The sequence below is a fragment of the Pseudomonas sp. LBUM1641 genome (assembly GCF_059716235.1).
Map to the genome: position 1 here is coordinate 345,746 of NZ_CP166815.1, position 26,874 is coordinate 372,619.

The window sequence follows — 26,874 nt, forward strand, 5'->3', positions numbered from 1 at the left end:
AGAAGTTGGGATGCAAACTGCTGGATCTATTGGGTCGGTGACTCTGTATGGCGTACACCTCAAGCCTTGAAGTGCCAGCACCGCACCGACTGCGGAACCGGTTGCAACGGCGTACGCGCCTGCAGGTTTGCGCGGATAGCACTTTCGGTGGGCTTGCTTGCATCGATCAGCTTGTGGGTCCGACCGTCCTTGAGCATCCGGCGCAGGGTGGCAAGGTCGGGGATACGTTGGCGGTGCTCGTGGGCGACTTCGGCAAACTGGTTGAGGTTGATGGCGATGACGCCAGGGTTTTTGCTGTGGTTGACCAGCGGGCTACCCGGGAGAGTTTCGAGGTAGTCGTACACCTGCCAGAAGTCGTTCAGCTCTTGTGGGTCGGTGGTGATTGCCGCCTGGCGATCGTTGGCCATCCCGGTGATGTACTTGCGTGTTTCACGCACCATGTGTTCAGGCACCTGCAGCACCAGCTGCAGACAGTCGACCAATGCAAGCAACATGCTGTGGTTACGGATGATGCGATCCGACGAGAGTTTTTTACTTGCCCACAGCTCGGCCCGGTACTTCGGATAGGCCTCGGCGAAACGCGCCATTACCTGCGGTTCAGCCTTCATTGCCTTGACCATGAAGTGGCTGACGTCCACCACCTCGGTCTGCACCAGGGAGTCCGCTGCTTTGCGGCTTTCCTCGGTGATGTTGGGCTTCGCGAAGTACAGTTTTGTGATCCGGCTCAGAATCGCTTCATGGCCCGACACACCGGCGTTCTGTGCGATGACGATGGACGCACGGAATGGAGGTTCGTAGGTGTCGTTGCTGTTGTTTTTCACCCCACGGGTCCGCAGCAGACCGCCGCCGTAGTAGTCCTTGAATTCATCCCATTCGAACGACTTAGCATTCTCTGCATCGGTGTTACGGTCGGCCTCAAGCAGTACCAGGGGGATGTTCGACACCTGGCCCATTGCTCGGCTACGACCGGAAATAGAACCCTTGGCCGGGTCGAAACCCTCATAGAGGCGACCGAACAGTTTCCAGAGGAATTTGATCAGCGTGGTTTTGCCTGAGTCAGGTTCGCCAGACATCTCCAGGAATGGAAAACTTTCGTAGTCGGCACGGATCTGCTCCGCAAACAGGGAGCCAAACCAGTATGTCAGCGCTACCAGGCCTTTCTCCCCGAAGCACAACCAAAGGTTGGGCAACCAGTCGTCGCGGTAGCCTTTCGAAGCACTCGCCATGTTGATCTTGATCGACTTCATCAGGCACTTGACGCGGACCTGGCCAAACTCAAAGTAGTCTTCGTCGTTGGCCTTGTAGACGTTTCCGCCCTGTACCGCGATGTCGTTGAAGATGTATGCCTTGTGCTCTTTGCTGTACCCGAGGAAGTCGATCGTCTCGACGGTTTTCAAGCGTTCCGTCTGACGGACGATGATCTGGTCCAGATGCTTTTGGGTGCCAAGCCAGCTCGCGCTGGCGTTCATCAGGCGCGCCTTGAATTCGCTACTGGAGGAGATCTGCTTAGGGGTAAACGTGTGTTTTTCGGGGGCGTTGTCGCTCGGGGTATCCACTTGGAAATAGAACCAGGCATCGCCGGTGACTTCGTTTACCTGCTTGTACAGAGCCTGGAAATTACAGTTGGCGATCAGTTTTAGTCCGCAGACGGACTCCAGCACTTTGTTGCGTGCCTGCCGATCGTTTAGCTGTTGGTCGTCGTGATCGTCGCTGTTGAGAAGAGCGCGCTGTTCATCTTCCAGTTTCGACAGGTCGAACTTTGCCCAGTACATCTTGCTCCCGAACTCAAAGTGGAATTCGGATGTGGCGTCCTCCCAGGTGTACATCAGGATGGCCTTATCGCGTGGCGACGGTGCCAAAAGCAGGTCACCTTCATGGCGTGCGATTTCAAGGTCACGGCTGCGGCGCTGATCGCGCTTGTCAGCTTCTTCAAAGCTCCAGCGCTGATGCTGGTCGTTCCAGTCAACCTTGCGGCCATCGCGTTGTGGAATCAGGGCAGCGGAACAGCTGAATCCAAGCTGGCGGGACATCTTTACCCAGCGCTGCAGGTAGCCGCGGGCCGCTGGCTCATTGTCCAGAGCCCATACCAGGCGTGGGAGGTTGCCTTTACGTTGTTCTGCCAGTTGCTCCAGGGCGTGCGCGGGATAGCTGACGCTCGACATCGCGGACACAGCATCGATCCCGTTGTGCAGCAAGGCAACGGCATCAAAGATCCCCTCAACGATCCACAGCTCCTTAACGGTGGCCAGGTCGACAGTCGGAGGGCACCACCAGTGACCCAAGGCGCTGTACTTGGGCTTGAAGCGAGCCTTCATCTTGCCGAAGCGAGCGGGCCGATCAATCAGCCTTTCCCAATAGCCCTCGTTTGGTAGAGGAAACCGAATCGTGGCGCTGGATTCGCCCGTTTCGTGGTTTACGTAGTTTTCCTGGGTGAACCAGCCGGTCAACGTCCCTACGTCGAAACCGCGTGCAAACTCCAGGTATGCACGCGCCGTTACCGTCGGATCGTTTTCTGTTGCCGGTGCGCGCTTGCTCCAGTCCTCGAACAGGTCGTCGTACAGATCCTTGACATGCTCGATGTGGCCACAGCGTTCAGGCCGGCCACAGCGGATCTGCCAAGGGTTGTCGTGGCGGGCGTACAGCTCTTTCTTTTTGCATTTTGGGCAGGTGCCGCCGCGCATGTAGTTGGAGCCGGTACGGACCTTCAAGTCGAAATCGAACTGCAACCGCTCGATGACTTGGGCGCGGATATCATCTTTCATCATGGACATTATTTCGCTGCCTTTAGGCTATGAGAGAGGGCGGCCATAAGGCGTTTTTGTGCTGCCATCACAGGGACGTGGGCGAGAATTGCGCCGTGGCGCAGACCGTCCGCAACAAGGCGGAACTGGTCGTCGTACCAATGCTCGTTGAGGCTCAAGCGATACTGTTCACGCAGCGCGGCCAGCAACGCCTCGGCCTCGGCCGGGGGCAGTTGAGTGGTGACAATTACGGCGTTTGCCATCGTTAAACCTCGATTTCGGGCGCAGCTCACCCAAACCCATGGGACGTGGGGCAGGCGATTGGTTGGGGTGGTGTTACGAGTTTGCGGAGCGCAAACGCATGTTGTCCGGGGTGTTCAGGACACGTTCATAAATCAGGCTGAGCGGAACAGACCAGCAATGACCCTTCACGGGATCCTTGATCACCACGACGGTGTCGGTGCTGTAGTCCAGGAGCAGGCGCTGGCGGAAAGCGATTTCCACCAGCTCGATGTGGGCGAGGGACACCAGTTTGATTGCAACCGGTTCGGCCACGTTAAAGCTGCTGACCAGGTGATTGATCGTGCGATTGAGCAGCGCGGACAGGTCGGCAAGGTGTTCGGCTTGGTGCCGCTCAAGGAACGCCAGTGCGGCGCTTTGCATGCATTCCTGATAGTCCTGGGTGGTGGTCTGAGATGTCATTGAGCTTTCCCCGATTTGGCGCGATAGAGATCAATGGCGGCGTACACTTCCGCTGTGCGTGCAGCCATGTGCAGGGTGTGAGCATTGATGATTAGCTCTGCTTCATTCTCGGTGATCACACCGTCCTCAAGCGCTTGGGCGATGATCTGGTCGACCGTGCCCTGTTTGGCGGAACTCTGCATAGCCCGTGAATACATCTCTACATTGTCCAGGCTATCCGGGTGGACGACCGGCACGAACATGCCGCCGTACATTGAGGCGATGTAGTTGGCCAAGTGCTGTGTGCCGGTGACTTGCTCCATCTGGAAGATCTGCGCATCTGTCAGCGGACGGCAGTTGTTGTTCTCGTAGGCGTGGTTGTCGAACTTCTTCAGCTGCAAGCCAATACGAGCGGCGGCGCATTCGCGACCACCTTCGTAGGTGCAAATAATTGCGCTGACGACTTCGCGACGTGTTTTTAGAACCCGACTTTTCATTTTCTGCTGTTCCCTCAGAGACCTGGCCATTACTGTGCAATCACGCCGTCTTTGATACCGAGTAACACGGCGGCGCGATGTGCCTCCCCCCGGCGACCTTTGATCCGACCGTTCAATAGGTCGCTGACTAAATTTTTATTCAACCCATGCTTACGGCTGAACTCCGCGATGCTCACTCCCTTGTGATCAAGAGCGGCCCGGGCTTGCTCGGGTGTAATGGTGGCGGGCATCATGTCTACTCTGTTCGTTTGTGGTTGTTTCTGTTTGTCTGTGGTGATTCTTGGTCAAATATTTGATCAGGTCAAGTGTGGTGAATAAAAAAATGCTCATAGCTGACGGAGTAGGTGATCGCCTAAGGGAAGAGCGCGAGCGCTTAGGTTTGAATCAAACTGATTTTGGGACGTTGTTAGGAGTCAGCCGTGGGACTCAAAAAAATTACGAGCTAGGTGCCAATTCATTGGATCTTCGTTACGTTTCGGCATTGGCGGAACATAAGGTTGACGCGGGATACGTGCTTTCTGGGCATCGATCTCCTCCACCTGGTCAGGGGCTCGATCCTGCAGAAGCTGATCTGATCGAGCAGTTCAGGCGCTTGCCTCTGGATGATCAAAAAACTGTGCGACGAATCGTTAAGTCCATGGCCGCTGAGGCGGACGAAGGCTCCAATTAAGTTGTAACAATTTACGTATCTCCATCGAAATGCCAGCGTTAGAACGCGATGGCTGCCCCAATACCGTCGATTCAGCAAATGCATTAACGGAGCAGTACGCATGTTGGATCGCAAGAAACTTGAATGCAGTTATCGCGAGTCGGTTGGCCATGAATGGCTGGAGCTGACGGATCTCGAAGTCCGGCTTATAAAGCTGTACCGACAAGTACCTGAAAAAGAGCGCAAACAAGTTCGGCGTATCGCCGGATACCTTGCACAGCCTTCTGATATTGAATGACGTCCTGGGATTGATGCTCCAGGCCACTTCCCTTTAGCCCAAAATTTAGCGCCGGCCCCCGTATAGCTGGCGCTTCGTCGACTCGTCAGGCGGCGCCAAGCTGATCAAAAAGCTCTCGCTGTTTCGCCCTGGGCATATCCCTCAAACGGTCAAATAACATTCTTTCGTATGACTGAGCCGAAGGGCTAAGGGTGTGCGAAAACGTCAAGTTTGCTACCCATGTGTGCCCGCAAGTTGCGTCCAGGCACTGGCAGTACAACTTCGCAAAGTCCCGCGATAGCTCTTCTCTAGAAGCAATCCGGCCCTTGTTCCCGCATTTGCAGATAACTCTCATCGTGTCCCTCCCCAGGGCAGCCAATAGCCACTATTTTGCCACAATTTGTAGTGGTAATAGCTGCTTTAGCTTGTAGGTGAAGTGTTATCAACTATTGACCAGGCTTCTTGCCAGCTGATTCTCCTGTCATGTCGCAGTGTGTCGTTCAGTTGGTCGAACAGCTGACAGATCGGCCTGATCTCATTGCTGGTGTAAACGCGATCGATCTTTTCAATATCGCCAAATCCCCCGCTGTTTTCCGGGATGATGCCCGCCAGCGCTGGGTTCATACGCCAAGCAGCAATCACGTCATTGCGGGTAATGTTCTTCACCTTCTCCAGCTCGTCCTTGGCCTGGAAGTCGCCGACAGGGATGATCTGGATCGCGTTTTCCTTGCCGTTCGGGATGTTGACGAACATAGAGCGGAAGTTGCCCACGCCCTTGCTGGCGCTGATCTGTGCGCGCAGGTTCTCTTCGTCTTCCTCGGTCAGGTCCGGGTCGTTGGTGTAGAAGATGTAGCCCGCGTGCGCGCCGTTGCTGTAGTAGCGCCGGCGGAACAGGGTCGCGGCTTCGTTAAGCAACAGCGCCTGCAGGCCGCCCAGGTAGTCGGGCACGCCGTAGATGTTCTGTTCCACGTCGTAGTCCAGGACGTGTTCAATTTCGTCCTGGTCGAAGTCCATGAACTTGCTGTCCGGCAGCAGCATCCTGAAACCGCCGTCGACCTTCACGCGCATGTTGATCGCTGGCAGGTGCTGCATCTCCAGCACCTCGCCGAACGCATTGGTATCGCGATAGAAATACGCCTCGCCGAACACCATGTAATCCAGGCTCGCTCGTCCCATGGTCTGCGTGCTGCAGCCCTCGGAGGGGATGAACTCACGCAACAGCAGGTTGCGTTTGAACTTGGGAATGGCGCCGTGGTGCGCGTTGGCGCGCAGCAACTTGGCCAGGCCCGCCCGCGATACCGGCGGTTTGTAGATTTCGCCGTCGTCGCTGAGAAACACCCCCAGATACTCGCCGATGTTGCCGGACAGCACCTGTTCGGGTTCCCCGAACGTAAACGCCCGCATGGGCTGCTGCTGTCGTACCTGCTGACTGGCTTGGGGCTTTCTGCGTTGTGGTTTGGGCATTGTTTCCGCTCGTGACGTAGCGGCTACGGCGCCGCTTGTTGGTATTCAGGGGTTCGTTGGCCAGGGCGTGCATGACGGCCCAGGCGATATCGGCGTGGCCGGTGGCGTCGGTGCGCGAAGCGCTGTAGGTGACCTGGCCGCTGTTGGTGGTGCCGCGCTTGATGGTCAGGAACGCCTGGGCGATGTCCGTCCAGCCGGCGTCCCACTCAATGCGGCTTCCCTGGATCGTGTCCTGGGCCTTGAGTACCAGGGTGTTTTTGGTCTCAAGGCTGTAGTGAATCGGCGTTGCCTTCGCGTAGAAGTCGCGCACCAGGTCGAATACGCCATAGCCCACGCCGGTGATATCGATCCCGATGTGTTGGACGTTGAAATGCTCGGTAAGCTTTTTGACCTGGGCGGCCTGGTAGGTGAACGAATGCCCCCGCCAGCTGTGCTTCTCCAGGATTCGAAACTTCGCCCCGGCCTCTAGCGGCGGGGCGACTACCACGCACGTGGCGTCGTCGCGGGTCCGGCTGGGATCGTATCCAAGCCACACCGGGCTGTTGCCGAAAGGGCGATCCAGTTCGGGGTTGTAGTCCTCCCACAACGACAGGTCGGAATAGCACCGCTCCAGATCCTTGAGGCCGAAGGCGCTCTGGCTGCTGTCGATAAACTTGCAGTAGAACAGCTGCTGGAATTTGTCTTCGTCGTACTCCAGCTGCAGTTGCTCCAGGTCGAACAAATCGCAGCCACCGGCGATGGCATCGTCGATGGTAATGGTCTTGCGCCATTGGCCATCAGGGCACAGCGCGCCCTGGGTGTAGGACGCCTCGGTGGGCCAGGTGCCGCCGGCCTTCTTGCCGCGTTTGCTGTTGCGGAATTCCTCCCCTGACCAGAACGGATAAGCCTGGTGCGACACCGCGCTGGGCGTTGAGAAGTAGGTTTTGCGCCACTTCTTGTGGGTGCCCATGGCGCTGGCCACGGTGCTGAGTTTTTCGAAGTCGCGGATCCAGAAATACTCGTCCACGTACACATGCCCGTGGTACCCCTGGGCGGTGCTGCTGTTGGTGCTGAGAAACCGCAGTTCGGCGCCGTTGCTGAGCGCGATCGGGTTGCCGGTCAGCTCGATGTCAAACCACTGCTTTGCAAACTGGATGATGTAGCTGCGGAAGATTTCCGACTGCGAGCGGCTGGCCGACAGGAACACCTGGTTGTCGCCCGTTAGCACAGCGTCCATGAACGCTTCGCCGGCGAAGTAGTAAGTCAGGCCGACCTGGCGGCTTTTCAGGATGTTGCGGATCCGGCACGTCAGCGGGTTTTGCTTGGCCGCGAACAGCTCCTGCTGATAGCGGTACATCTTGCTGATGAACTTATCCAGGAAGTCGACTTCGGTCAGCTCGCTGATGTCGTTCTTCACCTTCTTTTCGCGCTTCTTGCCGCCGACGTCGCCACGGCTGGAGCGCTCTCCGCGCTGCCCCGGGCGCCGTTCCTGGGGCTCACTGGCTGATTCCCCGATCGGCGCTGGTGTCGGTTTGACGGATTGCTTTAACAGCCGCTCGCGGACAGTGGTAAGCCGGTCCAGCTCGTTCAGTTCGTCCTTGGTGAGGCTGCTGGCTTTGTCCAGGAGCAGAGTGATCCGCCGTCCCACGGCAGTCAGCGGCTCTTCGTCCGACAGCATGTCTTCCCACCCGCCCTGGCGGATCCAGTAATAGACGATGCGGATGTTTGGCAGGTTGAGCTGCGCCTGAATTTCCTTGGCCTTACAGCGGCGCAGAAACAGGCGTTTGGCGGCTTCTTTAACTTCGGTCGAGTAGTACATGGACCGCAGTCTATGCGGCGAAAACGCTGGAAACGCGTGGTTAAATTCCGCGTTTCTCCTATATGCCGAATCTAGGAGGAACGCGCATTTGAACCGTTTGTTTAGGGCTTGGCGGCTCCCTATCTTGGCGGCTCATTCAACCGATTGAGCGCAGTTAACGTCCATGCCCCGTTCCCTTGTTTCGTACTGGAAACGTGTCGCCACCAGCGGCACTACCGCCGATGGTCGCGAGATCCTTCCCCAGGAACTGCGCGACATCGCTGAAACCTACAAGCCTTCGAAATATACGGCAGTGATCTGGTGCGACCACGAACGCTGGAGTGGTTCCCACGGCACCGTCTTTGCGGTGCGCCTGGTGGAAGAGGGCGAAGATCTGGAGCCCGGCCAGATCGCCTTGGAGGCACAGCTCAAGCCGAATGATCGCCTACTGCAGCTGAATGATCAGGGCCAAAAGCTCTTCTCCAGCATCGAGATCACCCCGAACTTCGCCGGCAGCGGAAAAGCCTACCTGACGGGTCTGGGCGTTACCGATGAGCCGGCCAGCCTGGGAACCCAGGAACTCTATTTTTCGAAGCAAACACACCAAAACTCCTTCTATGCCGCCTCCGTCGAACTGGGCTCCTTTGAAGCCGAACCGCAGAGCGAGGTTGGCAAGCTGATCGGCTTGCTCACTGGCCTGTTCAAGCGCTTTGCAACGGACGCCGAGCCCGCCGAACCCACCACCCCAACTGAGAGCAAAACCCCAATGGATGAAGCTACCGCAACGGCCCTCAAAGCCCTGCTGGAGCAGCTGCTTGTCGTCGCTGCCGGCATTCAGGCTGTGATTGAACCCGCCGCCGCAGATGCACCAGAACCCGACCAGGCACCTATCGACGACGTGAGCGCGGCTGTGGACGAGATCGTCACTACTGCCGAGGAAGAACGTGAGTTCCGCCGTAGCGGTGGTTCGAACAAGGCCGTTCTGGTTCAGTTGGAGAAGCTGCAAAAGCAGTTTTCCGCTCTGCAGAACACCTCAACCGGTCGCCAGTTGCCACGCAACCCGGGCCCGGTAACCGCAGCCAAGAAACGGGTGCTCTGATATGGCCCAGCCATTAAGCGCCCGGGGCGCCAAACAGTATGCGGAACTGCAGGAAGCGATGGCTGAAGCGTACGGCGTCGAGCGATCGAGCCGCATGTTCAGCGTGGATCCGACAATTGCCCAGGAACTGAACGACGCGATCACCGCCAAGGCTGATTTTCTGGAGCGAATCAACGTCACCCCGGTCAGTGAAATCAAGGGTGAAAAGGTGTTCATCGGTGTGAACGGCCCAGTCACTGGCCGCACCAACACCAAGACCACCGATCGCGAAGCCAAGGATGCTTCGGCGTTGGACAACACCACCTACGAACTGGCTGATACCCAGTCGGACGTTGGCTTGCCGTACGCCAAGATCGATGCCTGGGCGAAGTTTCCCGACTTCAAAGAGCGCTATTCCGCAGCAGTGCAAAAGCGAATTGCCCAGGACCGGATCGTTATCGGTTTCCACGGCACCCGTGCTGCAACTCAGACCGATCTGGCGGCGAATCCGAAGCTGCAGGACGTGAACAAAGGCTGGTTGCAGCAACTTCGCGAGCAGGCCCCGCAGCAGGTGCTCAAAGAGGGCAAGACTGCCGGTAAGGTTACGTTGGGCGCCGGTGGCGACTACGCCAACCTTGATGCCCTGGTGCATGACACCAAGCAGATGGTGGACGAGATCCTGCGCGAAGACGGCGACCTGGTCGCGATCATCGGCACGGATTTGCTCGCCGCTGACAAGGCCAAGTTGTACACCAAGCAGGGCGACACCCCAACCGAAAAGGAGCGTATCGAAAACGCCCAGGTCATCGCGACCTATGGCGGCCTGCCGGCGTTCAGCGTCCCGAACTTCCCGGTCAACGCGGTGCTGGTCACCAGCTGGGACAACCTGTCGATTTACTACCAGGACACCAGCTGGCGTAAGCAGACGATCGAGAACCCGAAGCGCTCCCGCGTCGAGGACTACAACAGCCGCAACGAAGGCTACGTGATCGAGCAACTGGAAAAGATCGCGTTCACCGAAAACGTTGAGCTGGTGGTCGCGTGAGCCTGGCCCTGGCGCACAAGCGCCGCACCCTGGCCTTGGGCAACACTGCAGTAGCGGCGCTCGCCGCTGCTGCAGGCATGGCCTATTCCCCGGCCGATGCGCTGAGCAGTCCCGCTAATGCGCGCAAGCATCTGCTGTTGCAGGAAGCGTCGTTGGACCAGGACCTGGCGCGAATCAGCGCCATCAACGGCCTGGCCGGACGCCAGGCGCTGAAGCGTGAAGAGCTGCTGCCCAAGTACCAGGAATACGTCCAGCGCTACTGCGAGTCGGGGCTGAACTTTCCCAACCGCGTTGCGGTGCAGGTGATGGTCTGGCTGTTCGACACCGCCCAGTTCGAAGACGCCCTGGAGCTGGCCGACTTCCTGATGGAGCAGGGCCAGGAAATGCCGGAGCGCTTCAAGCGACGGGATATTCAGACCTTTGTGGCCGACGCCGTGTGCGAGTGGGCCTACGCCGAATACAACGCCAACCGCAGCCCGGAGCCCTATCTGTCCGACCTGTTGCCCCGCGTTGACGGCGAATGGCAGCTGACGGAGCAGATCCCGAGCAAGTACCACAAGTTGATCGGCATGCGCGCCATGGAAGCCGAGCAGTGGGAAACCGCGCTCAAGCATTTGGAGCGCTCCACTCAGCTGTACGCGCAGGCCGGCAACGACACGCGCATCAAAAAGGTCCGCAAGGCCTTGGCAAAACAAGCGGCCGCTACCCCGGCTTCCGAATAACCGACTACCCCCCCAGCGGGGACCTGTGGAAGTGAGCCGCCCATTTATGGACCGTCCCACTGAAAACAGGCTCCCCGCCCTATTTGAGCGCCCAGCAATGAGCTTTTCCGGGAAATCCATCACCTTTGTGGAACAGACAATCGAGAACGACGGCTTTTGGCCGGACCTCTCCCTGTCCGAATTCCAGAAGGAATACCGCCTGCCGGCGGAGTACCTGGTAGAGCTGCTGGGCGGTGATTTGACCATGGCCATGATCGAGGTCAACGGCGACCTGGCCAAGTGCAAGGTCCGGTGGCAGGCCTTCGGCATCACGAATGTTGAAGCCGCAGACACGGTGCTGCTGCAGGAGCGTGCATTCAAGGTGAAGCTGTACAAGCGCGCCGTGTACTGCCGCACCAAGGCAAATTTGCTGCCGCAGTTCGCCACGGTCACCCGCAGGGAAAGCGCTGAGAACACCGGCAAAGAAGCCCCGGAGCGAGCTGAAACCTTCCTCGCTTTCAGCCAGCAGGCAATCCGCGCCCTGCAGGGCCGTGGCCGCATCACGGCGTCATTGCAGTGATCCAGCTGCAGGCGCTGACCGCCTACCTAATGGCCCGCAACCTGGTACCGCCTGAGCAGTTCGACAGCTGGACCGAGCAGGTCAGCCTGGAGCTGATCTGGAAGCCCGACCGCGACGGCCTGCACATGAGTGACATGCGATATCGCGCGGTGTTCTCCCTGGAGCGTTTCACCGGCCACCCGGCCAGGCTGATGGCCCTGGTCGGCAGCTGGCTGGAAACACACGATCCCGATCGCCACCGCCACGACCTGCCGGCGCCATTGTTCGCCGTCGAGCCCCTGGACCAGGACAGCTTCGACGTGGAGCTATCCCTGGAATTTATCGAGCCGCAATACCTGGCCGAGGATCCTGCCGGCGAGATCGAGGCGTTTGGCAAGACGTGGGCCTTTGTACCGTTCGATCTGTGGACCGCTGAACAGGGCGAGGTGGGCAGTCATGACCGATAGCCCGCTCGACCTCGATGTCAGGGGCTTGCTCAACGTCGATGCCCAGTTGGCGTTGCTTGATCTTTCGCCCCAGTTGCGCCGGCGGCTGTTGAACAACGTGACCAAGCGCGTGCGCTCGATGAGCCGCAAGCGGGTACGTGAACAAAAGAACCTGGACGGCAGCCCCTTCGCCGAGCGCAAGGGATCTGCCAAGGGCAAAAAGAAGATGGAGGCCGGCCTGGCCAAGCTGCTGCAGGTCACCCGCGTCAGTTCCGATGAAGCCGAACTGGGCTGGAAAAACGCGCTTACCCGCTGGGTCGCGTCCCAGCAGCACAACGGCGTCAGCGAACGGCGCACTGCTGCACAGATGAAGCGCTGGAACAAAGTCCCGCCGGGTATCGCCTGCACCGACAAACAAGCCAAGCGGCTGCGCCGGCTGGGCTTTCGCACCCGCCAGAAAGGCAAAAAGACGCTGACCAGGCCGTCAGTGGCATGGATTCAAGAACACGTGAACTACGCCAAGGCCGGCTTGCTGATCCGCATTTTGAACGACGAAAAGGCCGAGACATCGGGCGCACAAAGCTGGGACATCACCCTGCCGAAACGCCAGTTCCTCGGCGTGGAGACCGGCAACGAAACCCGCGAGCTGGTTAACCAGGTCTTTCAACAAATCCTTAATTCACCCCGCTAACGAGGCACAGCATGGCACTTGGCAAAGTCAGCGTTAACAATCTCAATCTGGGCCAGGGCGCCGTGACTGAGATCGAACGCTATTTTCTGTACATCGGCCCCGGTCCGAAAAACACCGGCAAATTGATCGCCCTCAACACCGACAGCGACCTGGATGCCGCCCTGGGCGTGCCAGCCAGCGACCTGAAAACCCAGATCACTGCAGCACGCTTGAACGGTGGCGATCGCTGGGCCTGCCTGGCGGCGCCGATCGCAGCGGATGGCGAGTGGGCCAAGGCGCTGGAAATGTCCCAGCAGCAGGGCTTTTCCGTCGAAGCCGTGGTGATCACCAAGCCGGTGGCCACCGGTGCCGAACTTTCGGCAATGCACGATGCAGCTGTGTCGATGAATGACACCTATGGTCGTCGTGCTTTCGTCATGGCGGCCACGGCAGGCCTGTCGCTGAGCCCTTTCCAGAGCTGGGCGGAATACCTGGTAGCCCAGAAGGCAATCACTGCCGGCCTGGCTGCGCCCCGGGTGTTGGTGGTGCCTCAACTGCACGGTAACGACCTGGGCGTGTTGGCCGGTCGTCTGGCCAATGCAGCAGTAAGTATTGCTGACAGCCCGATGCGCGTGGCCACTGGCGCGCTGCTGGGCCTGGGGCCAGTACCTGTGGACTCCGAAGGCGTGCCACTGCCGTCCTCGATCCGATCGGAGCTGGATAAGGCGCGTTTCTCCGTATCCCAGACCTATTCCGACTACCCGGGCGTGTACTGGGGTGACGGCAACATGCTGGACGCCCCTGGCAGTGACTACCAGGTAATCGAATACCTGCGCCTGGCCGATAAGGCCGCTCGCCAGGTACGTCCGCTGCTGATTCGCCGCGTGGGTGATCGGCGTCTGAACAACACCCCCAACAGCATGGCCGTGAACATCACCGCGCTGATGGCACCTCTGCGCCGTATGGCCAAGTCGGTGAAGTTCGCCGGCGAGGTGTTCCCGGGCGAGATCGAATCGCCGAAGGACGGCGACATCGTGCTGGTCTGGAAGAGCAAAACCGCCGTAGAGGCGTTCATCAAGATCAAGCCCCACAATTGCCCGAAAGACCTCACGGCGAACATCGCCCTGGACCTTTCCAACGACGATTCGGAGTAACCCCCCATGTCACGTATTGGCGGCAAGAACTTTGACGTGAACCTGGGCGACCTGCAGGTCCACGTCGAGAGCTGCACCCTGGACATCACCGACAACAGCAAGACCGCGCAAACCCGGGGCGTGCCTGACGGCTACGTCGACGGCGATGTGGCGGCTGCTGGCGACCTGGAGCTGGATTCCACCAACTTCAATCTGTTGATCGAGGCGGCGCGCAGTGCAGGCAGCTTTCGCAAGCTGCCGCCCTTCGACACGGTGTTTTTTGCCAAGGCCGGCGACGACGAGCTGCGCATTGAGGCCTTCGGCTGCAAGTTGAAGGTCTCCAGCCTGCTGAGCATCGATCCCAAGGGCGGCGAGAAGACCAAGCACAAGGTGCCGTTTGAGGTCACCAGCCCGGACTTTATCCGCATCAACGGCGTGCCGTACCTCGACGCCACCGAGATCGAGGGCCTGAGCTGATGACCTGCCCGTTCGACCGCGCCCAAGCCCTGGAACAACGTCAGCGGGACCAGGCTATCAACGCCCAGTTGGCCCAGGCCCGGCGTGAGTCAGCGGGCCCAAGCCTTACCCACTGCCAGGACTGTAATAACAAGATTCCTGCAGCGCGCCAGGCGCTCGGCGGCAAAACCCGCTGCGTCCTGTGCCAGTCCTTTTTCGAGAAAGGAGTGCAGCGATGAGCACGAATCAGGCGGCCCAGGACACCGCCATCGCACTGGCGAAGGCGTCACCTGCGATCGGTGTAGCGGCAACTGGAGCGACAGGGGCCGTCGACTGGTCGGCTGTCGCCTACATGCTGACTGCCGTTTACATGGTGCTACAGATCCTGCTGTTGGTTCCGAAGTATCGCCAGATGTTGCGCGACTGGAAGGTGAAGCCATGAGCCTGCGCGGCAAGATCGCCGCCGGCGCGATTGCGCTTTGCAGCTCCACGTTGGTGCTGTTCCTGGGTACTTGGGAAGGCGACGGCCAGAACACCGTCTACGCCGACAAGCTCGCCCGTGGTTTACCCACCGTCTGCAAGGGCATCACCCGCCACACCAGCCCTTATCCGGTGGTTGTGGGTGACTACTGGTCGGACGCCCGGTGCAACGAGGTGGAGCAACTGGTGATCAGCAAGGGCCAGTTGCAGTTGGCGGACTGCATCACCAACCAGGACGTGGGCCAGAACACCTTCGACGCGCTGAGCAGCCATAGCCACAACTTCGGCGTGCCCAGCACCTGCGCCAGTCGTGCCGTCGCGCTGATCAATGCCGGGCGCATCAAGGACGGATGCAACGCGCTGGCGTGGGCCGCTGACGGCAAAACCCCAGTGTGGGCCTACGTCACCACCGCCCCGGGGCAAAAGGAATTTGTACGGGGCCTGCACCGGCGCCGGTTGGCCGAAGCACAGCTGTGCAAGGAGGGTTTGTAATGCGCGACGCCATTTTCCCCCTGGTGCTGTGCCTGGTGGCCTGGTTCGCCTTTGACCTGCTGGAAGGTCAGCGCGATACGGCACGCAGCGAACGCGACAGCGCCTTGTTCGAAGTGGAGCGCCTGCGCGAAGCGGCCCGCATCGCCGGCGAGAGGATGGCCGAGCGTGACGCTATCGACCTTCAACGTACCCAGGAACTGAACAATGAACGCGCCCAAAACGACGGCCTGCGCCGTGCTGTTGACGACGGCCTTAGCCGGCTGCGGATCAAAGCCACCTGCAGCGCCCCCAAGCCCGGCGATGCCGGCGCCGGCGGCGTGGCTGATGCAGGCACCGCCGAACTCTCAGCAGACGCTCGATCGGATTATTTCACCCTCAGAGATCAGCTTGCCCTCAGCAAGCAAATGATCCTGGGGCTGCAGGACCACGTGCGCCGGGTTTGCCTGCGCTGATTCACCCACTTTAAAACCTGAACGGAGCTACACGCATGACCGATAAACGCGAGATCACCCTGGAAGTCGGCGACAAGGAATTCACCTTTGAACTGACCCCGCAAGACGTGACCAAGTACTTCAACGCGGTGACCCAGGCCAACAAGGTCGCGCCGGCGAACAACTTGCTGGTGACCACTGTTAAGCAGGAAGAACGCGCCACCCTCAAGCCGATGCTGGGCAACCCTGTATTTGTGATGCAACTGGCCGGCGCGCTGCTGGAGGAATACAGCCCCGACGTTGAAATCACCGTAAAAAAGCCCTCGACCACGCCGAACGACTGACCGAAAACGGCCTTGGCCAACTGGTGGCCCTGGCCGGTCGTTGGCTACCAGGTGCCGAGCCCACCGCCGAGGTGATGGGCACGGCTAAGTGGCTCGAGGACGAACACTGGCGGCGGATGGAAATCGCCATCGCCAACGGCATCGCCCATGCATTGAACGGATAAACATCGATGGCTGACCAAAGCGCCCGCCTGGCCTTCATTTTGAGCCTGACCGATAAGGTCACCGCCCCGTTGGGCAAGGTGAAAATGGGCTTTTCTGACCTGGCGGAACAGAGCGAAAAGCACATTAAGACCATGGGCCTTGGCCTGGCGGGCTTGGTCGGCGCCGGCGTGGCCATTACCCAGTCGCTGGAACCCGCTCTGGAGATGAATCGCGCCCTGGGCGAGGTCCGATCGCTGAGTGTGGCCGAGGATGCGTTGACCGCACTGAATCGCAAGTCCCTGGAGTTTTCGGTGGCCTACGGGGAAAACGCCCGGGATTTTGTCGCCTCGGCGTACCACATTGAGGGAGCCATAAAGGGGCTGGCGGGCAGTCAGTTGGCCACCTTCACCAACGCCAGCAACCTGTTGGCCAAGGCCACCAAGTCCGACGCGGACACCATGGGCACCTACGTCGGCACCATGTACAACCTGTTCAAGGGCCAGGCCGACGCCATGGGCAAAGGCCAATGGGTTGAGAACCTGGCCGGCCAAACCGCCACGGCGGTGCAGCTGTTTCGCACCAGTGGCGAGCAGATCGGCGAGGCATTTAAAGCCGCCGGCGGCCTGGCCAGCACAGCAGGTGTGAGCCTGGCTGAGCAAATGGCGGTATTGGGCACACTGGGCAGCACCATGGACGGCGGGGAGGCCGGTGGCCTCTATAAGTCGTTCTTTGAGAACGTCAGCGGCGCATCGGAAAAGCTCGGCATGTCCTTTGTCGACCAGCAGGGCAAGTTGCTGCCGATGATGGACATCCTGGACAAGCTCAAAGGCAAGTTTGGCGATCTGTCGATTGAGGCCAACGGCAAAAAGCTGCGTGACGCCTTCGGCGGCGAAGCTGCGCGGCTGATCACCACACTGCTGGGCGATACCGACCGCCTGAAAAACGGCATGGATCGACTGGGCAATGTGCATGGGCTGGAGAACGCCGAACGCATGGCCAAGCAGATGGTGGACCCGTGGCAACAGTTCGGCGCCGCTGTGCAGGCATTGCGTATCGCCTTCGGGCAGTCGCTGATCCCAATCCTGACGCCGCTGATGGATCGCCTGGTGGCCATCGCTGCCACGCTTACCCGCTGGACCCAGCTGTTTCCCAACATCACCCGCGTGATCGGCATCGCTACGTTGGTAGTGTTCGGGATCATTGCGGCCATGTCGTTGCTCACGCTGACCGTGGGCATGTCGAAAATCGTCTGGCTGGGCCTGGTCACTGTGTGGAAAGTCCTGACCATGGCCGGCCTGCGCAGTATCGCCATGTTCCTGTATCACACCGTTATGGTGATCGGGTTCGTTGCGGGCCTGGTGCTGATGGTCGCCTGGATGGGGCTGGTCAAGGGCGCGATGCTGCTGTGGCAGGGCGCCATCTGGCTGGTCAACACCGCGTTGCTGGCCAACCCGGTGACGTGGGTCGTGGTCGGTATTGTCGCCCTGGTCGCGGCGGTGGCGGCAGCGATCATCTACTGGGACGAATGGACCAGTGCACTACTCAACAGCGAGGCGTTCCAGTGGGTCAGTGCCCAGCTGACGGCGCTGTCTGACTGGTTCGACTCGATGGGCGGTTGGTCGGGCATGGCCAGCGCCGCGTGGGACGGCATCGTCAATATCTTTAAGTCGGCCATCAATGGCTTGATCGAGATGCTGAACAAGATCCCGGGCGTGCAGATCGATGCCGCGTTTGGCGACATGCCGTCGGCACCGCAACTGCCAACCATCACTGCACCGACGGTCGAGGCACCGTTGCTGCCGCAGCTGGTGAGCGCTCCCCAGCAACCCATCCAGGCGCCGCCCCTGGTGATGGCTGCCGCACAGAAAGCGCCCGGGCCGGCCATGCCCGCGCTCAACGCATTGCAGCCCCAGGCGCAACCGCCAGCGCTGGTCCTGGCTCCGGTACCGAAAACGCCGGCGCCGATCCCCCAGCCCCTCACGGCTCCTGAGCCACCGCGCACAGCGCCGGCACTGGTGGCAGCGCCTGCCTTGAAGACACCGGCGCCGATCGGACCGCAGCTCAACATCCCGCAGCCGAAGCAGCCGCCGGCGCTGGTGACTGCACCGGCACCCACTGAAAAGGCCGAGCAAAGCCAGCAACGCATGAACGGATCTGTGGTCGGCCTGTCACCGAAGCGGCCCGACGCCGTGCCCCGGGGCGGCCTGCTGAGCAGCATCCAGAACAACAACCAAACCCAGAACAAGGGCACCCACGTGGAGAACGTCAACATTCACACCGGTAAACCGATGAACCCGCTGGAGCTGGAAGGCATGTTGGCCATGGCGGTGGGCGGATGAGCGAATACATCGACCTGCTGATCATCGATAACGACCTGTCGCTGGACCCGTCCCGTCAGCCGTTGCTGATCGAGGACCGGGCCAGCATCGCCCAGGACATCGCGCACATGATCCGCGAAAGCGGCCTGCTGGTAACGCTGGTGGCTGAGCGCAGCCGCCTGCGTCAACGCGACTGCATCCAGCAACTGGAGCTGCTGGTGGAGGCTGATGAACGCCTGGTACCGGGCACCGCACTGATCAACCAGGTGCAGTCCGGCCAGTACCTGGTCACGGCCAAAACGCTGAAGTTTGGCGACATCGAGGTGACCCTGTGAGCGACGTAGATTTTAAACAGGCGCTCGCAGACGCCGGCATTCCCACCACCGAGGACGGCTTGCGTAAGGCCTGGGAAAAGGAAGTAGCCGCCCAGGGCAGCAAGATGAGCAACACCAGCGCCTATTCGCCGTTCTGGCGAGTGATCACGGCCCTGGTGACTAAACCGGTCATGTGGCTGATCAGCTTTGTCAGTGACACGGTCCTGCCCAACTTCTTTGTAAAAACTGCCCGGGACAAGTGGCTGGACATGCTGGCCTGGGCGGTCAACGTCGAGCGCAAAGGTGCGACCAAGGCCCAGGGCATGCTGTTGTTTACCCGGGACGTCGCCGGCGGCGTGCTGGAGCTGCCCGCCGGCGTCCTGGTGCAATCCGCCGCTATCAACGGCCATATTTACCAACTGATCACCACGCATGCCGCAACCTTTGCAGACGGCCTGCAGCAGCTGGAAGTCCCGGTAGAGGCCCAAGAGGTTGGCAGCGGCTACAACCTGGCCCCGGGTTACTACGCGATCCTGCCGGTACCCATTGCCGGCATCGCCCAGGTGGTGAACGTCGACGGTTGGTTGATCGCACCAGGTGCAGATCCTGAACCGGACGGTCAGCTGCGTTTGCGGGTGCGCAACCAGTTCTCGGCGGTCAATCAGTGGCACACCGATTCGGTATACCGCGCCATGATTTCAGCCTTCCCGGGCGTGCGTCCCGATGGTGTGTATTTCCTGCACGGCGCCCCCCGGGGCCCAGGCAGTGCCAATGCCTACGTGCTGTTTGATGCAGACGTGCCGGCGGCGACATACCTGGAGCAAATCAACGCGCATATCCGCGACCAGGGCAACCATGGCCACGGCGATGATCTGTTGGTCATGGTTATGCCTGAAACCCGGCACGCGTTGAGCTTGACCGTGTGGCCACGTCAGCTACTGACCGCAGAGCAGCGCACCAAGCTGCAGGCGGAAGTGGATCTGTTCATTCGTGCGGCCTTCCGCGAAAGCAGCGCCGGCGACTATCAGCCAACGCTGACTTATCCACAGTCGCGCTTTTCATTCAGTCGCCTGGGCGAAGAACTCCACCAACAGTTCGCGGGAATTGAGTCGCTGCACTTCGATAACGCCGACATCGTGTCAGAGCTGACCATTCCCCGGATCAGCAGCCTGCAGGTGGTGTTGGCATGATCAAACTGAATTTGCCGTTCTGGCTCGATGGGCCACAGCTCACCAAGCTGAAAGCCGCCGCCCAGTCCTGGTGGGAGAAGGTCGAAGGCTGGCTGCAATGGCCGCTCCTGCAGATGGACGCCGAGACCTGCCACCTGACCGTCCTCGATCTGCTGGCCTGGCAGCGGGACACCACCCGCTTCAAGGACGAGCCTGAAAGTTTGTATCGCTTGCGGGTCAAGTTCGCCTTTATCAACGCCGTCGACGCCGGCAGCACAGCGGGGCTCAAACGCATCCTGCAGCGTCTGGGCGTGGGCTACGTCGAGATCGACGAGCGTATGCCCGATCGGGACTGGGACGTGGTGCTGCTGCGCCTTTCCGACTCCCAGCTATCGCAGAACCCCGAGCTGCTGCGCGTGCTGATTCAGCAGTACGGCCGCACGTGCCGGCGCTATGACTTTGTGACCATCACCCCCGTATCGCTGCGCATCGTCGCGGCTGACTTTAACGACGATCAGCAAACGCTGATCGCCCGCCTGTAGGAGTCCCCCATGGGAGCCAGTATTACCCTTGCAGGTGAAAGCCTGATCGCCCAAAAAACAGGCGCACAGCAGCGCCTCGATGTCGTGCGCTTTGTCTTCGCCAACGTGCCAGGCCTGAACCCAAATGCTCCGGTCGACCGCGCAGCCGGTAAACCGCCGGCGGCGCAGATCGTCCACACCTACTCGATCCCGAAACAGAACATCGGCTTTGTGAACCCCAACCAGGTGGTTTACAGCTCGATGTTGGGCAGCGATGTCGGCGACTTTGATTGGAACTGGATCGGCCTGGAAACCGTCGAGAATGTATTGCTCGCCGTGGCCTACGTGCCTGTGCAGCAAAAGCGAAAGAACATTCCGCCGCTGCAGCTGGGCAACAACGTTACCCGCAATATCCTGGTGGTTTTCGACGGGGCCCAGGCGCTGACCGGCATCACCATTGATGCCAGCACTTGGCAGCATGACTTCACCGTGCGCCTAAAGGGCCTGGACGAGCGCGAGCGCATGAGCAACCGCGACGTATTCGGTCGAGCCTGTTTCTACCGTAGCGGCCTGCAGGTGGAAAAGGTTGGGGCTGGGTATCAACTCAAGCCTGGGTTGGCCTACATCGAAGGCATCCGCGTGGAGCTGGCCAGCGCCTTGCCGATCGCGCCGCCGGCGGTACCGGCACCGGTGTGGCTGCATGTGTCATTGCGCCGTGAGTTGAACGACGTGCAGGCCAGTTGGAAAGTGGTTTTTGATCCCAACCAAGTCGACTACCTGGACACTGACGGTTCCTGGCACTACTGCATTCCCTTGGCGCACCTGGTGAACGCGAACCAGATCAACGATCTGCGCACGATTGCGCCAATCGACGGCCCGCTGGTGGATCACTTCGCCGCCAAGGTGGGCCATTACCCTGACTTACGGTCGGGGTCCGCCACCAAGCTGGCCAACCCCCGCGCTATCAACGGTGTGCCCTTCGACGGTACCCAAGACATCACGGTGCAGGACGCCACCAAACTGCCGCTGACTGGCGGCACGATGATCGGTGATGTGGTCTACGCCGCCGGCAATTATTTCGGCAGCGCCTGGGCGCGTGGGATGACGTTCACGTCCGGCGGCAACATCGTGGGCAGCATCGGCGGTTACGGCTCGTCTACCGGCTTTAAAACCCTGTTCATGGGCTTGGGCACTGATGGGTATATCTACGGCAACGGCGTGCGTGTTTCTGACGCCGGCGTGGCTATTACCGGGAAACTATCTGGCGACGGTGGCGGACTGGTTAACCTCAACGCCGGCGCCCTTACTGCAGGAACGGTGCCCCGGGTAAACCTGTCCGGCTCCTATGACATCCAGGTCACCGGCAATGCTGGTACGGCCACCCGTTTGGAAACGGCCCGCCTGATCAACGGCGTGGCGTTCGACGGTACCCAAAACATCGCGATTGGCGACGGCTCCAAGTTGCCACTGAGCGGCGGGACGCTGACCGGCGGCGTGCGATTCAACGTGCCCATGATCGGCGGATCATTTGTCAGTTGGCAGGAGCGCCAAACCGCGATCCAGATTGATTGCGCGTCCAACGGCGCCGCTTATTCCGTGTGGAAGGGTACCAATTGGAGCGAGCGACACTTGGCTGCAATGGAGGTGTATGCCGGCGGCACTGCAGCCTCACTTCCATCCGTGGTCATGCATGTCGGCGGAACCGTTGCAGCGTTCACTCTGGACGGTGCGGGGCACCTGACCGTCAAAGGCTCATATTTCGGCGATGGCGGGCAGTTGACGGGTTTGAACGCCAATGCGCTGACCCTGGGAACATTGCCCAGGGCCCGATTGAGCGGCACCTACGACATTGCTGTGTCGGGTAATGCCGCTACCGCTACCAAGCTAACCACGCCTCGACTGATTAACGGTGTGTCGTTCGACGGCACCGCCAACATCGCGATCGCGGATAACTCAAAGTTACCGCTCAGTGGCGGTTATCTGACGGGAACGGCGCGGTTCGATTTTCGTGCAATGGCGGGCGCGTTTGTTGACTGGCGTTCGCGCTCGCCGGCTGTACAGGTCGACTGCCCTGACAACGGCAACGCCTACTTAATATGGAAGGCAACCAACTGGACCGACCGTCACTTGGCATCCATGGATGTTTGGGCTGGCGGTGGCTCCACTACACCGGCAAGCGTGGTCATGCATGTCGGAGGTACCAACGGTGCGCTGACGCTCACTGAAGGCGGCAACTTGCATGTGTCAGGTATGTACAGCGGTAACGCGGCAGGCTTGACCAACCTTCCCCAGGCCACGCCCGATGTTCCCGGGGCAGTCTTCAAGAATACGGCATCCCTTAGCCCTAACGGCTGGTGGAAGTGTGCACAGACCGGCCTGATCCGGCAGTGGGGCATGACCTTGGGCGCCTCTGACTCGGTGACGCACCGTAGTTTCCCAATCGCTTTTCCTAACCGTTGCGTGTCCCTGGTTGCATCCCGAACAAGCCTTTTTTATTCGGACGTTGCCACCGGCACTAACACCCTGATAGTCAGCAATGCCCAGTTCTCGGTTATTTCTGGCCCCTTCAACTCACCAGATGAAATCTATTGGGAGGCCACCGGCTACTAATCATGAGCATATTTTTTCACGCCACAACCGCAGGCTTTTACGACACACGCGCCCACGGCGAGCGCACCTTGCTGGTAGCCGACCCGACCTGGAAACACCCGATGATCAGTGTCCCGGATCCCAGCTGGATGGGCGCCGAAGGCTCGAAGGACAAGGCCCCGACGATCAAAGTGAAAGACCCGAAAGCCGTACCGCCCCTGGTCGAGGTTTCCAACCCGGGCTGCAGCCTGCCACCTGCCGGCGAGCTGTTGGAAATTACCCTGGGCGAGTACCAATCGTTGTTTGCCGCCCAGGCTATGGGAAAAGTCATTCAAGCGGTGAAGGGCCGGCCCGTGGCCGTCGACCCGCCGCCTTTGACCTGGGAGCAGCGCAAATCCGAGTACGTGGCCAGCGTCCAGATGTTCCTCGACAGAACGGCGAAAGCGTCCGGCTACAGCGACCTGAAGGACGTGATCACCTACGCGGATGAACCGTCGGTACCGAAGTTTCAGGCGGATGGGTTGGCGTTCCGCACCTGGCGCTCGTTGTGCTGGGCCTACTGCTATGAGCAGTTGGCCGCCATCGAGCAGAACAAGCGCAAGACACCGACCAGCGCCGAGCTGGTGTCCGAATTACCTGCCCTGGTACTGCCCAATGCCTGACGCGAATTGGGCACCTGTGACAATGCGCTGGCCCGCGCAGGCCACCGAATGGATGGGGCAATTGTCAGCCGCCCAGGGCCTGGCCGGCGGCGAGCTGGCCAGCACGGCTAAACGCTTGGCTGATTTGAGTGGCAAGACCAGTACCAGTCCGGGGCCGGTCGGTGGTGCTGCCCAGGGCGCGATCGCTGCAGGTCGTGCCGCGCTCGCCGACCAGATGGGCGAGGCGCCGGCCTGTCTGGTGGTGACGCCGTTTCAAAGTGGCATTGGGCAGGGCCGCGGCTACCAGCGTTTTCTGTCTGCACCGAACATGCTGCAGCAGCTGGCCAGCAAGCTGGTCGACGTGAGCGATACAGGCCGGCCCGATGGCCAACAGTACGCCCTATGCCTGATGTTCCTGGCCACTCGCTTTGATCAGTTGGCCGAGAGCCTGGCGCGGTTCAATGCCTTGCTGCCGATGCCTGACCTGGTGCGCGCCGAGCGCCGAGCGCGGCACCTGTCAAAGCTGGAGACGGAAAAGTGGGAGATCCCCACCGCCGGCGCGTTGCCGCGCTGGCAGGATCTGCCCCTCGAGCGCTGCACAGTAGTTAAGGCGGCGCAGCAATCCATGGCCGGACAGATCGCCGTCCTGGAGAGCTACGCCGCCGACAGTTCGCCCATGGCCGACCTCTCGGCCCTGGCCAACCGCAAGGTCGCGCAGCAACAGGGCCGTGACAAGCAGTTGGCAGATCTGAAAGCCCTGCTGGCTGATGGCAACCCTGACAGCAGCATGCGCGCGCGGCTGATCGGCCCGGGCAACGCTACCGAGCTGAGCCGCCGGCTGCTGGCCGGTGACGCCCCGGGGCATGAGTGGGTGTTGTGTGCCGGCGCGCTGCTGGTGGGATCTGAGCAGGGCCTGAGCTTTGTTCGTGAACTGGTGGGCCTATGACGCTTCTACTCGACGGGCAAGAGGTGCGCGGTAAGAACCTCAAAGTCACCGGCAACCTGCGCATTGAAAGCGACGATCTGTCAGGCCAGACCAGCAACACCGACAAGGGGCACAAGGGTTTCAAGCCCAAAACCCTGACCGTCAGCCTGATGATTCCGTTTGTTGACCAGGTGCAATTGCGCGACCTGATGCGCCTAGTGGAAGCGACCGAAGGCGGTGGCCAGCTCAAGACATACCGCATCGTCAACGACACCGCTGCCGCGTTCGGCATGCGCCAGGTGACGTTCACCGAAGGCGTCAGCGCCCGGGAAGACGACAACCTGCGCGGCTGGCTGATCCAGTTCACCCTGACCGAAAAGCTCTCCAACCCTGAGAAAGTCGAAGGGCGGCGATCGGGCAACGCAGTGACAGCACAGTCTGGCCCCGGCGGGGCAGTCGGCGGTGGCGGTACCGGCGGCGACACGCCTGGTGGCCCCGAAGAGCTGACCGGCTTTGAAGCCACGCTGAAAAAGGTGGATACCTGGTTAGGCGGGAGTCCCAATCCATGAAGCTGCACAAGGAATTGACCATTAGCGGGGTGCCTTATGTCCTGGTCAAAAACGAAGTCCGGCTGGATGCGAAGAGCCCAGGCCGGGCGACGTTCACGATCCAGGCTACGGCGCCGGTCAAGGGGCTGGTGACACTCGATATCGGCTACAACGGCAGCACGCTGCAGCGACACTTCATTGGCTACGTCGAGCGCAGCAGCACCGCCAGCAGCACCCAGCAGGTGCTGTTCTGTCGCGAGCTAGCCGCGATCCTGGCCAACCCGCTGCCGCTGAACCTGCGTCACGTCGACCTGCGCGCCGTCCTGGTCGAGATCGGCAAGCACACCGGTTTGCGCTTTCGCGTCCCGGAACAGCCGTATGCCAGCGTCAAGGCGCCGTTTTTCTACAGCCTGGCTGCCGGCTATCAAGCCATGGACAGCCTGGCCCGGGTTTTCAACATCCCCGACTTCATCTGGCAGCAACAGGGTGACGGAGAAGTGTTCGTGGGCAGTTGGGCCGACAGCTTCTTCGGCGTTCGCTCGCCGCTGCAGCTGCCGGTGGAACTGTTCGACGATTACCAGGGCAACCAGAGCGCGATGATCGCAGCCCTTCCCGGGTTGCGACCAGGTGCAACGATCAACCACGGCGGGCGCATCACCAGTGTGGCGCTCATCGACAACCAGATGGCCATCCGATGGACGACGCAATCCGCCGCAGCGTAGAACGACAATTCCCCGAACTCACCGGCGGTTACCACCTGCCACGCTTTGCCCGGGTTGTTGCCGTGGCTGATGCGCCCTCCGGTGCCGGGATTTGCGACGACTTCCGGCCACGCTATGCGGTCGACATCGAGGTCATGGGGTCGGACGGCGAGCCAGATACCAAGCTGCCGATCCTGGCCGGTGTACCTTTACCGCTGCCCACCGGTGGTGAGGAAATGGGCATCTACGCGTTCCCCGAGGAAGGCACCCAGGTTGTGGTGTGCTTTGCCTACGGCCTGCCGAACAAGCCCTATATCCAAACCATTCTGCCCCACGGCCTGAGCATGCCCAGCGTCCCGAAGGGTGACCAGGTGTGGCAGCACAGCGAGGCATGTCAGCAGCGTGTCGACGCCGAGGGCAATTGGCTGCGCCAAACCGACGGCAAGATCCTGGACAAGGCGATCGAGCGGGAAGTGGAGGCGATGGGCAACACCGAGAGGTTCCAGAGCCATACCAGGACCGTGGACGACCATTCAACCGAGTCGGTAGGGGGCATTAAGACGCTTGAAGCCCTGGGCGCGCTCAAGCTGCTGTCGGGCGGATCTGCAAGCCTGGCAGCGGTGGATGATCTGCATCAGGCGACCGGGCGAGACTTGAACCTGGTAGTGGGGCAGAAGCACAACGCCACGGTGGGTGGCGACATGGAGGAAAGGATTCAGGGCCTGCGTAAAAGCGTGGCGGCGGTGAGCCAGCGGCTTGTGGCGCCCAAGACCTGGTTGGGATCCGAAGGGGTGAACGTGCTGCAGGTGCTGTGTGATTTGCTCGACCTGGTGCAGCAGATGAATGTCCAACTTGCAAGCCATACACATGGACCAACACCGGCACCGGTGAATGCAGGGGAATTTATAGCTAATGCTGACATTGCCGTGTCGCTTGTTCAGCAGTTGAGGCCAATAACTTCCTAAGTTTTTTAGCAGTTTAGTGCTGCTTGGGGGTATGTATAAAAGTACGTTACGTAACTGTTTAAAGTACTGTTGGTGGCCCGCGAGTATTTACTAAGTCGCAAAAGCTAAGCGGCGAGCT

Annotated in this window: 34 protein-coding genes; 26 read left to right on the forward strand and 8 right to left on the reverse strand. The window is 60.3% G+C overall.

What is annotated here, in order from left to right:
• Nucleotides 1–59: 59 nt before the first annotated feature.
• From ACA046_RS01530 to ACA046_RS01550, 5 genes are all read right to left on the reverse strand, one after another.
• A complete protein-coding gene (locus tag ACA046_RS01530; RefSeq protein ID WP_497677033.1) occupies nt 60–2,762 on the reverse strand; it encodes a toprim domain-containing protein in 2,703 nt (900 codons plus the stop codon).
• Between the two features lie 8 nt (nt 2,763–2,770).
• Nucleotides 2,771–3,004: a hypothetical protein gene (locus ACA046_RS01535; RefSeq protein WP_053253829.1), complete on the reverse strand. Its 234-nt coding sequence runs from the start codon at nt 3,002–3,004 to the stop codon at nt 2,771–2,773.
• Nucleotides 3,005–3,077: 73 nt separating this feature from the next.
• The gene (locus ACA046_RS01540; protein WP_497675778.1) at nt 3,078–3,443 is read right to left on the reverse strand and encodes a hypothetical protein; all 366 of its coding nucleotides are present in this window, start codon (nt 3,441–3,443) and stop codon (nt 3,078–3,080) included.
• The gene (locus ACA046_RS01545; RefSeq protein WP_497675779.1) at nt 3,440–3,919 is read right to left on the reverse strand and encodes a YmfL family putative regulatory protein; all 480 of its coding nucleotides are present in this window, start codon (nt 3,917–3,919) and stop codon (nt 3,440–3,442) included. Before ACA046_RS01545 ends, ACA046_RS01540 begins: the two co-directional genes overlap by 4 nt.
• A 29-nt stretch (nt 3,920–3,948) precedes the next feature.
• The gene (locus ACA046_RS01550; RefSeq protein ID WP_178963362.1) at nt 3,949–4,149 is read right to left on the reverse strand and encodes a DNA-binding protein; all 201 of its coding nucleotides are present in this window, start codon (nt 4,147–4,149) and stop codon (nt 3,949–3,951) included.
• 92 nt (nt 4,150–4,241) lie between these two features.
• On the opposite strand from ACA046_RS01550, the gene ACA046_RS01555 reads away from it, so the two are divergent.
• Nucleotides 4,242–4,589, forward strand: a complete 348-nt coding sequence (locus tag ACA046_RS01555) for a helix-turn-helix domain-containing protein (protein ID WP_178963363.1) — start codon at nt 4,242–4,244, stop codon at nt 4,587–4,589.
• 100 nt (nt 4,590–4,689) lie between these two features.
• Nucleotides 4,690–4,866 (forward strand): hypothetical protein, encoded by a 177-nt coding sequence (locus tag ACA046_RS01560; protein WP_178963329.1) that lies wholly within the window; start codon nt 4,690–4,692, stop codon nt 4,864–4,866.
• An 85-nt stretch (nt 4,867–4,951) separates the two neighbouring features.
• On the opposite strand, the gene ACA046_RS01565 is transcribed toward ACA046_RS01560, so the two are convergent.
• From ACA046_RS01565 to ACA046_RS01575, 3 genes are all read right to left on the reverse strand, one after another.
• Nucleotides 4,952–5,200 carry an ogr/Delta-like zinc finger family protein gene (locus tag ACA046_RS01565; RefSeq protein WP_185712050.1) on the reverse strand — a complete coding sequence of 83 codons (249 nt, stop codon included), beginning with the start codon at nt 5,198–5,200 and terminating at the stop codon, nt 4,952–4,954.
• Nucleotides 5,201–5,265: 65 nt separating this feature from the next.
• On the reverse strand, nt 5,266–6,117 hold the full coding sequence (locus ACA046_RS01570; RefSeq protein WP_497677034.1) for a phage portal protein: 852 nt from the start codon (nt 6,115–6,117) through the stop codon (nt 5,266–5,268).
• The gene (locus ACA046_RS01575) at nt 6,056–8,107 is read right to left on the reverse strand and encodes a terminase large subunit domain-containing protein (protein WP_497675780.1); all 2,052 of its coding nucleotides are present in this window, start codon (nt 8,105–8,107) and stop codon (nt 6,056–6,058) included. The genes ACA046_RS01570 and ACA046_RS01575 overlap by 62 nt, the downstream gene beginning before the upstream one ends.
• A 163-nt stretch (nt 8,108–8,270) precedes the next feature.
• Here ACA046_RS01575 and ACA046_RS01580 point away from each other — a divergent pair, with 163 nt between their 5' ends.
• From ACA046_RS01580 to ACA046_RS01695, 24 genes are all read left to right on the forward strand, one after another.
• Entirely contained in the window at nt 8,271–9,185 is a 915-nt protein-coding gene (locus ACA046_RS01580; protein ID WP_497675781.1) for a GPO family capsid scaffolding protein, read from the forward strand.
• Between the two features lies 1 nt (nt 9,186).
• On the forward strand, nt 9,187–10,209 hold the full coding sequence (locus ACA046_RS01585) for a phage major capsid protein, P2 family (protein ID WP_497675782.1): 1,023 nt from the start codon (nt 9,187–9,189) through the stop codon (nt 10,207–10,209).
• On the forward strand, nt 10,206–10,931 hold the full coding sequence (gene gpM, locus ACA046_RS01590; RefSeq protein WP_497675783.1) for a phage terminase small subunit: 726 nt from the start codon (nt 10,206–10,208) through the stop codon (nt 10,929–10,931). The genes ACA046_RS01585 and gpM overlap by 4 nt, the downstream gene beginning before the upstream one ends.
• Nucleotides 10,932–11,028: 97 nt before the next feature.
• Complete coding sequence (locus tag ACA046_RS01595; RefSeq protein ID WP_497675784.1) at nt 11,029–11,490, forward strand: head completion/stabilization protein; 462 nt, start codon at nt 11,029–11,031, stop codon at nt 11,488–11,490.
• On the forward strand, nt 11,487–11,936 hold the full coding sequence (locus ACA046_RS01600) for a phage tail protein (protein WP_497675785.1): 450 nt from the start codon (nt 11,487–11,489) through the stop codon (nt 11,934–11,936). Before ACA046_RS01595 ends, ACA046_RS01600 begins: the two co-directional genes overlap by 4 nt.
• Nucleotides 11,926–12,606, forward strand: coding sequence for a phage virion morphogenesis protein (locus ACA046_RS01605; protein WP_497675786.1), 681 nt, complete (start codon nt 11,926–11,928; stop codon nt 12,604–12,606). Before ACA046_RS01600 ends, ACA046_RS01605 begins: the two co-directional genes overlap by 11 nt.
• Before the next feature lie 11 nt (nt 12,607–12,617).
• Nucleotides 12,618–13,739 carry a DUF2586 domain-containing protein gene (locus ACA046_RS01610; RefSeq protein WP_099312205.1) on the forward strand — a complete coding sequence of 374 codons (1,122 nt, stop codon included), beginning with the start codon at nt 12,618–12,620 and terminating at the stop codon, nt 13,737–13,739.
• 6 nt (nt 13,740–13,745) lie between these two features.
• The gene (locus ACA046_RS01615) at nt 13,746–14,195 is read left to right on the forward strand and encodes a phage protein (protein WP_263273825.1); all 450 of its coding nucleotides are present in this window, start codon (nt 13,746–13,748) and stop codon (nt 14,193–14,195) included.
• Complete coding sequence (locus ACA046_RS01620; RefSeq protein ID WP_497675787.1) at nt 14,195–14,413, forward strand: TraR/DksA C4-type zinc finger protein; 219 nt, start codon at nt 14,195–14,197, stop codon at nt 14,411–14,413. Before ACA046_RS01615 ends, ACA046_RS01620 begins: the two co-directional genes overlap by 1 nt.
• Entirely contained in the window at nt 14,410–14,616 is a 207-nt protein-coding gene (locus ACA046_RS01625; RefSeq protein WP_063033543.1) for a hypothetical protein, read from the forward strand. The genes ACA046_RS01620 and ACA046_RS01625 overlap by 4 nt, the downstream gene beginning before the upstream one ends.
• Nucleotides 14,613–15,146 (forward strand): lysozyme, encoded by a 534-nt coding sequence (locus ACA046_RS01630; protein WP_497675788.1) that lies wholly within the window; start codon nt 14,613–14,615, stop codon nt 15,144–15,146. Before ACA046_RS01625 ends, ACA046_RS01630 begins: the two co-directional genes overlap by 4 nt.
• A complete protein-coding gene (locus tag ACA046_RS01635; RefSeq protein ID WP_497675789.1) occupies nt 15,146–15,598 on the forward strand; it encodes a lysis system i-spanin subunit Rz in 453 nt (150 codons plus the stop codon). The genes ACA046_RS01630 and ACA046_RS01635 overlap by 1 nt, the downstream gene beginning before the upstream one ends.
• Nucleotides 15,599–15,633: 35 nt before the next feature.
• Nucleotides 15,634–15,921: a putative phage tail assembly chaperone gene (locus ACA046_RS01640; protein WP_094949951.1), complete on the forward strand. Its 288-nt coding sequence runs from the start codon at nt 15,634–15,636 to the stop codon at nt 15,919–15,921.
• Between the two features lie 20 nt (nt 15,922–15,941).
• Nucleotides 15,942–16,085 carry a DUF6890 family protein gene (locus tag ACA046_RS01645; protein WP_371132008.1) on the forward strand — a complete coding sequence of 48 codons (144 nt, stop codon included), beginning with the start codon at nt 15,942–15,944 and terminating at the stop codon, nt 16,083–16,085.
• Between the two features lie 6 nt (nt 16,086–16,091).
• Nucleotides 16,092–18,404, forward strand: coding sequence for a phage tail tape measure protein (locus tag ACA046_RS01650; protein ID WP_497675790.1), 2,313 nt, complete (start codon nt 16,092–16,094; stop codon nt 18,402–18,404).
• Nucleotides 18,401–18,718, forward strand: a complete 318-nt coding sequence (locus ACA046_RS01655) for a DUF2590 family protein (protein WP_178966268.1) — start codon at nt 18,401–18,403, stop codon at nt 18,716–18,718. The genes ACA046_RS01650 and ACA046_RS01655 overlap by 4 nt, the downstream gene beginning before the upstream one ends.
• Nucleotides 18,715–19,887 (forward strand): baseplate J/gp47 family protein, encoded by a 1,173-nt coding sequence (locus ACA046_RS01660; RefSeq protein WP_497675791.1) that lies wholly within the window; start codon nt 18,715–18,717, stop codon nt 19,885–19,887. The genes ACA046_RS01655 and ACA046_RS01660 overlap by 4 nt, the downstream gene beginning before the upstream one ends.
• On the forward strand, nt 19,884–20,408 hold the full coding sequence (locus ACA046_RS01665) for a phage tail protein (protein WP_099312221.1): 525 nt from the start codon (nt 19,884–19,886) through the stop codon (nt 20,406–20,408). Before ACA046_RS01660 ends, ACA046_RS01665 begins: the two co-directional genes overlap by 4 nt.
• 9 nt (nt 20,409–20,417) lie before the next feature.
• Entirely contained in the window at nt 20,418–22,997 is a 2,580-nt protein-coding gene (locus ACA046_RS01670; RefSeq protein ID WP_497675792.1) for a phage tail-collar fiber domain-containing protein, read from the forward strand.
• A gap of 2 nt (nt 22,998–22,999) precedes the next feature.
• A complete protein-coding gene (locus ACA046_RS01675) occupies nt 23,000–23,638 on the forward strand; it encodes a hypothetical protein (RefSeq protein WP_497675793.1) in 639 nt (212 codons plus the stop codon).
• Nucleotides 23,631–24,563, forward strand: coding sequence for a hypothetical protein (locus ACA046_RS01680; protein WP_497675794.1), 933 nt, complete (start codon nt 23,631–23,633; stop codon nt 24,561–24,563). Before ACA046_RS01675 ends, ACA046_RS01680 begins: the two co-directional genes overlap by 8 nt.
• Nucleotides 24,560–25,111 carry a baseplate complex protein gene (locus ACA046_RS01685; RefSeq protein WP_497675795.1) on the forward strand — a complete coding sequence of 184 codons (552 nt, stop codon included), beginning with the start codon at nt 24,560–24,562 and terminating at the stop codon, nt 25,109–25,111. The genes ACA046_RS01680 and ACA046_RS01685 overlap by 4 nt, the downstream gene beginning before the upstream one ends.
• On the forward strand, nt 25,108–25,812 hold the full coding sequence (locus tag ACA046_RS01690) for a hypothetical protein (RefSeq protein ID WP_497675796.1): 705 nt from the start codon (nt 25,108–25,110) through the stop codon (nt 25,810–25,812). Before ACA046_RS01685 ends, ACA046_RS01690 begins: the two co-directional genes overlap by 4 nt.
• Nucleotides 25,785–26,756 (forward strand): hypothetical protein, encoded by a 972-nt coding sequence (locus ACA046_RS01695; protein WP_497675797.1) that lies wholly within the window; start codon nt 25,785–25,787, stop codon nt 26,754–26,756. The genes ACA046_RS01690 and ACA046_RS01695 overlap by 28 nt, the downstream gene beginning before the upstream one ends.
• Nucleotides 26,757–26,874: the final 118 nt, after the last annotated feature.

Coding starts and splice junctions, on each gene's coding strand:
- ACA046_RS01605 (WP_497675786.1), top strand. CDS start 11,926: ATGACCGATAGCCCGCTCGACCTCGATGTCAGGGGCTTGCTCAACGTC.
- ACA046_RS01585 (WP_497675782.1), top strand. CDS start 9,187: ATGGCCCAGCCATTAAGCGCCCGGGGCGCCAAACAGTATGCGGAACTG.
- ACA046_RS01530 (WP_497677033.1), bottom strand. CDS start 2,762: ATGAAAGATGATATCCGCGCCCAAGTCATCGAGCGGTTGCAGTTCGAT.
- ACA046_RS01535 (WP_053253829.1), bottom strand. CDS start 3,004: ATGGCAAACGCCGTAATTGTCACCACTCAACTGCCCCCGGCCGAGGCC.
- ACA046_RS01640 (WP_094949951.1), top strand. CDS start 15,634: ATGACCGATAAACGCGAGATCACCCTGGAAGTCGGCGACAAGGAATTC.
- ACA046_RS01625 (WP_063033543.1), top strand. CDS start 14,410: ATGAGCACGAATCAGGCGGCCCAGGACACCGCCATCGCACTGGCGAAG.
- ACA046_RS01650 (WP_497675790.1), top strand. CDS start 16,092: ATGGCTGACCAAAGCGCCCGCCTGGCCTTCATTTTGAGCCTGACCGAT.
- ACA046_RS01635 (WP_497675789.1), top strand. CDS start 15,146: ATGCGCGACGCCATTTTCCCCCTGGTGCTGTGCCTGGTGGCCTGGTTC.
- ACA046_RS01540 (WP_497675778.1), bottom strand. CDS start 3,443: ATGACATCTCAGACCACCACCCAGGACTATCAGGAATGCATGCAAAGC.
- ACA046_RS01580 (WP_497675781.1), top strand. CDS start 8,271: ATGCCCCGTTCCCTTGTTTCGTACTGGAAACGTGTCGCCACCAGCGGC.
- ACA046_RS01695 (WP_497675797.1), top strand. CDS start 25,785: ATGGACGACGCAATCCGCCGCAGCGTAGAACGACAATTCCCCGAACTC.
- ACA046_RS01560 (WP_178963329.1), top strand. CDS start 4,690: ATGTTGGATCGCAAGAAACTTGAATGCAGTTATCGCGAGTCGGTTGGC.
- ACA046_RS01595 (WP_497675784.1), top strand. CDS start 11,029: ATGAGCTTTTCCGGGAAATCCATCACCTTTGTGGAACAGACAATCGAG.
- ACA046_RS01565 (WP_185712050.1), bottom strand. CDS start 5,200: ATGAGAGTTATCTGCAAATGCGGGAACAAGGGCCGGATTGCTTCTAGA.
- ACA046_RS01615 (WP_263273825.1), top strand. CDS start 13,746: ATGTCACGTATTGGCGGCAAGAACTTTGACGTGAACCTGGGCGACCTG.
- ACA046_RS01550 (WP_178963362.1), bottom strand. CDS start 4,149: ATGCCCGCCACCATTACACCCGAGCAAGCCCGGGCCGCTCTTGATCAC.
- ACA046_RS01675 (WP_497675793.1), top strand. CDS start 23,000: ATGAGCATATTTTTTCACGCCACAACCGCAGGCTTTTACGACACACGC.
- ACA046_RS01670 (WP_497675792.1), top strand. CDS start 20,418: ATGGGAGCCAGTATTACCCTTGCAGGTGAAAGCCTGATCGCCCAAAAA.
- ACA046_RS01680 (WP_497675794.1), top strand. CDS start 23,631: ATGCCTGACGCGAATTGGGCACCTGTGACAATGCGCTGGCCCGCGCAG.
- ACA046_RS01685 (WP_497675795.1), top strand. CDS start 24,560: ATGACGCTTCTACTCGACGGGCAAGAGGTGCGCGGTAAGAACCTCAAA.
- ACA046_RS01610 (WP_099312205.1), top strand. CDS start 12,618: ATGGCACTTGGCAAAGTCAGCGTTAACAATCTCAATCTGGGCCAGGGC.
- ACA046_RS01575 (WP_497675780.1), bottom strand. CDS start 8,107: ATGTACTACTCGACCGAAGTTAAAGAAGCCGCCAAACGCCTGTTTCTG.
- ACA046_RS01690 (WP_497675796.1), top strand. CDS start 25,108: ATGAAGCTGCACAAGGAATTGACCATTAGCGGGGTGCCTTATGTCCTG.
- ACA046_RS01620 (WP_497675787.1), top strand. CDS start 14,195: ATGACCTGCCCGTTCGACCGCGCCCAAGCCCTGGAACAACGTCAGCGG.
- ACA046_RS01630 (WP_497675788.1), top strand. CDS start 14,613: ATGAGCCTGCGCGGCAAGATCGCCGCCGGCGCGATTGCGCTTTGCAGC.
- ACA046_RS01555 (WP_178963363.1), top strand. CDS start 4,242: ATGCTCATAGCTGACGGAGTAGGTGATCGCCTAAGGGAAGAGCGCGAG.
- ACA046_RS01545 (WP_497675779.1), bottom strand. CDS start 3,919: ATGAAAAGTCGGGTTCTAAAAACACGTCGCGAAGTCGTCAGCGCAATT.
- ACA046_RS01665 (WP_099312221.1), top strand. CDS start 19,884: ATGATCAAACTGAATTTGCCGTTCTGGCTCGATGGGCCACAGCTCACC.
- ACA046_RS01655 (WP_178966268.1), top strand. CDS start 18,401: ATGAGCGAATACATCGACCTGCTGATCATCGATAACGACCTGTCGCTG.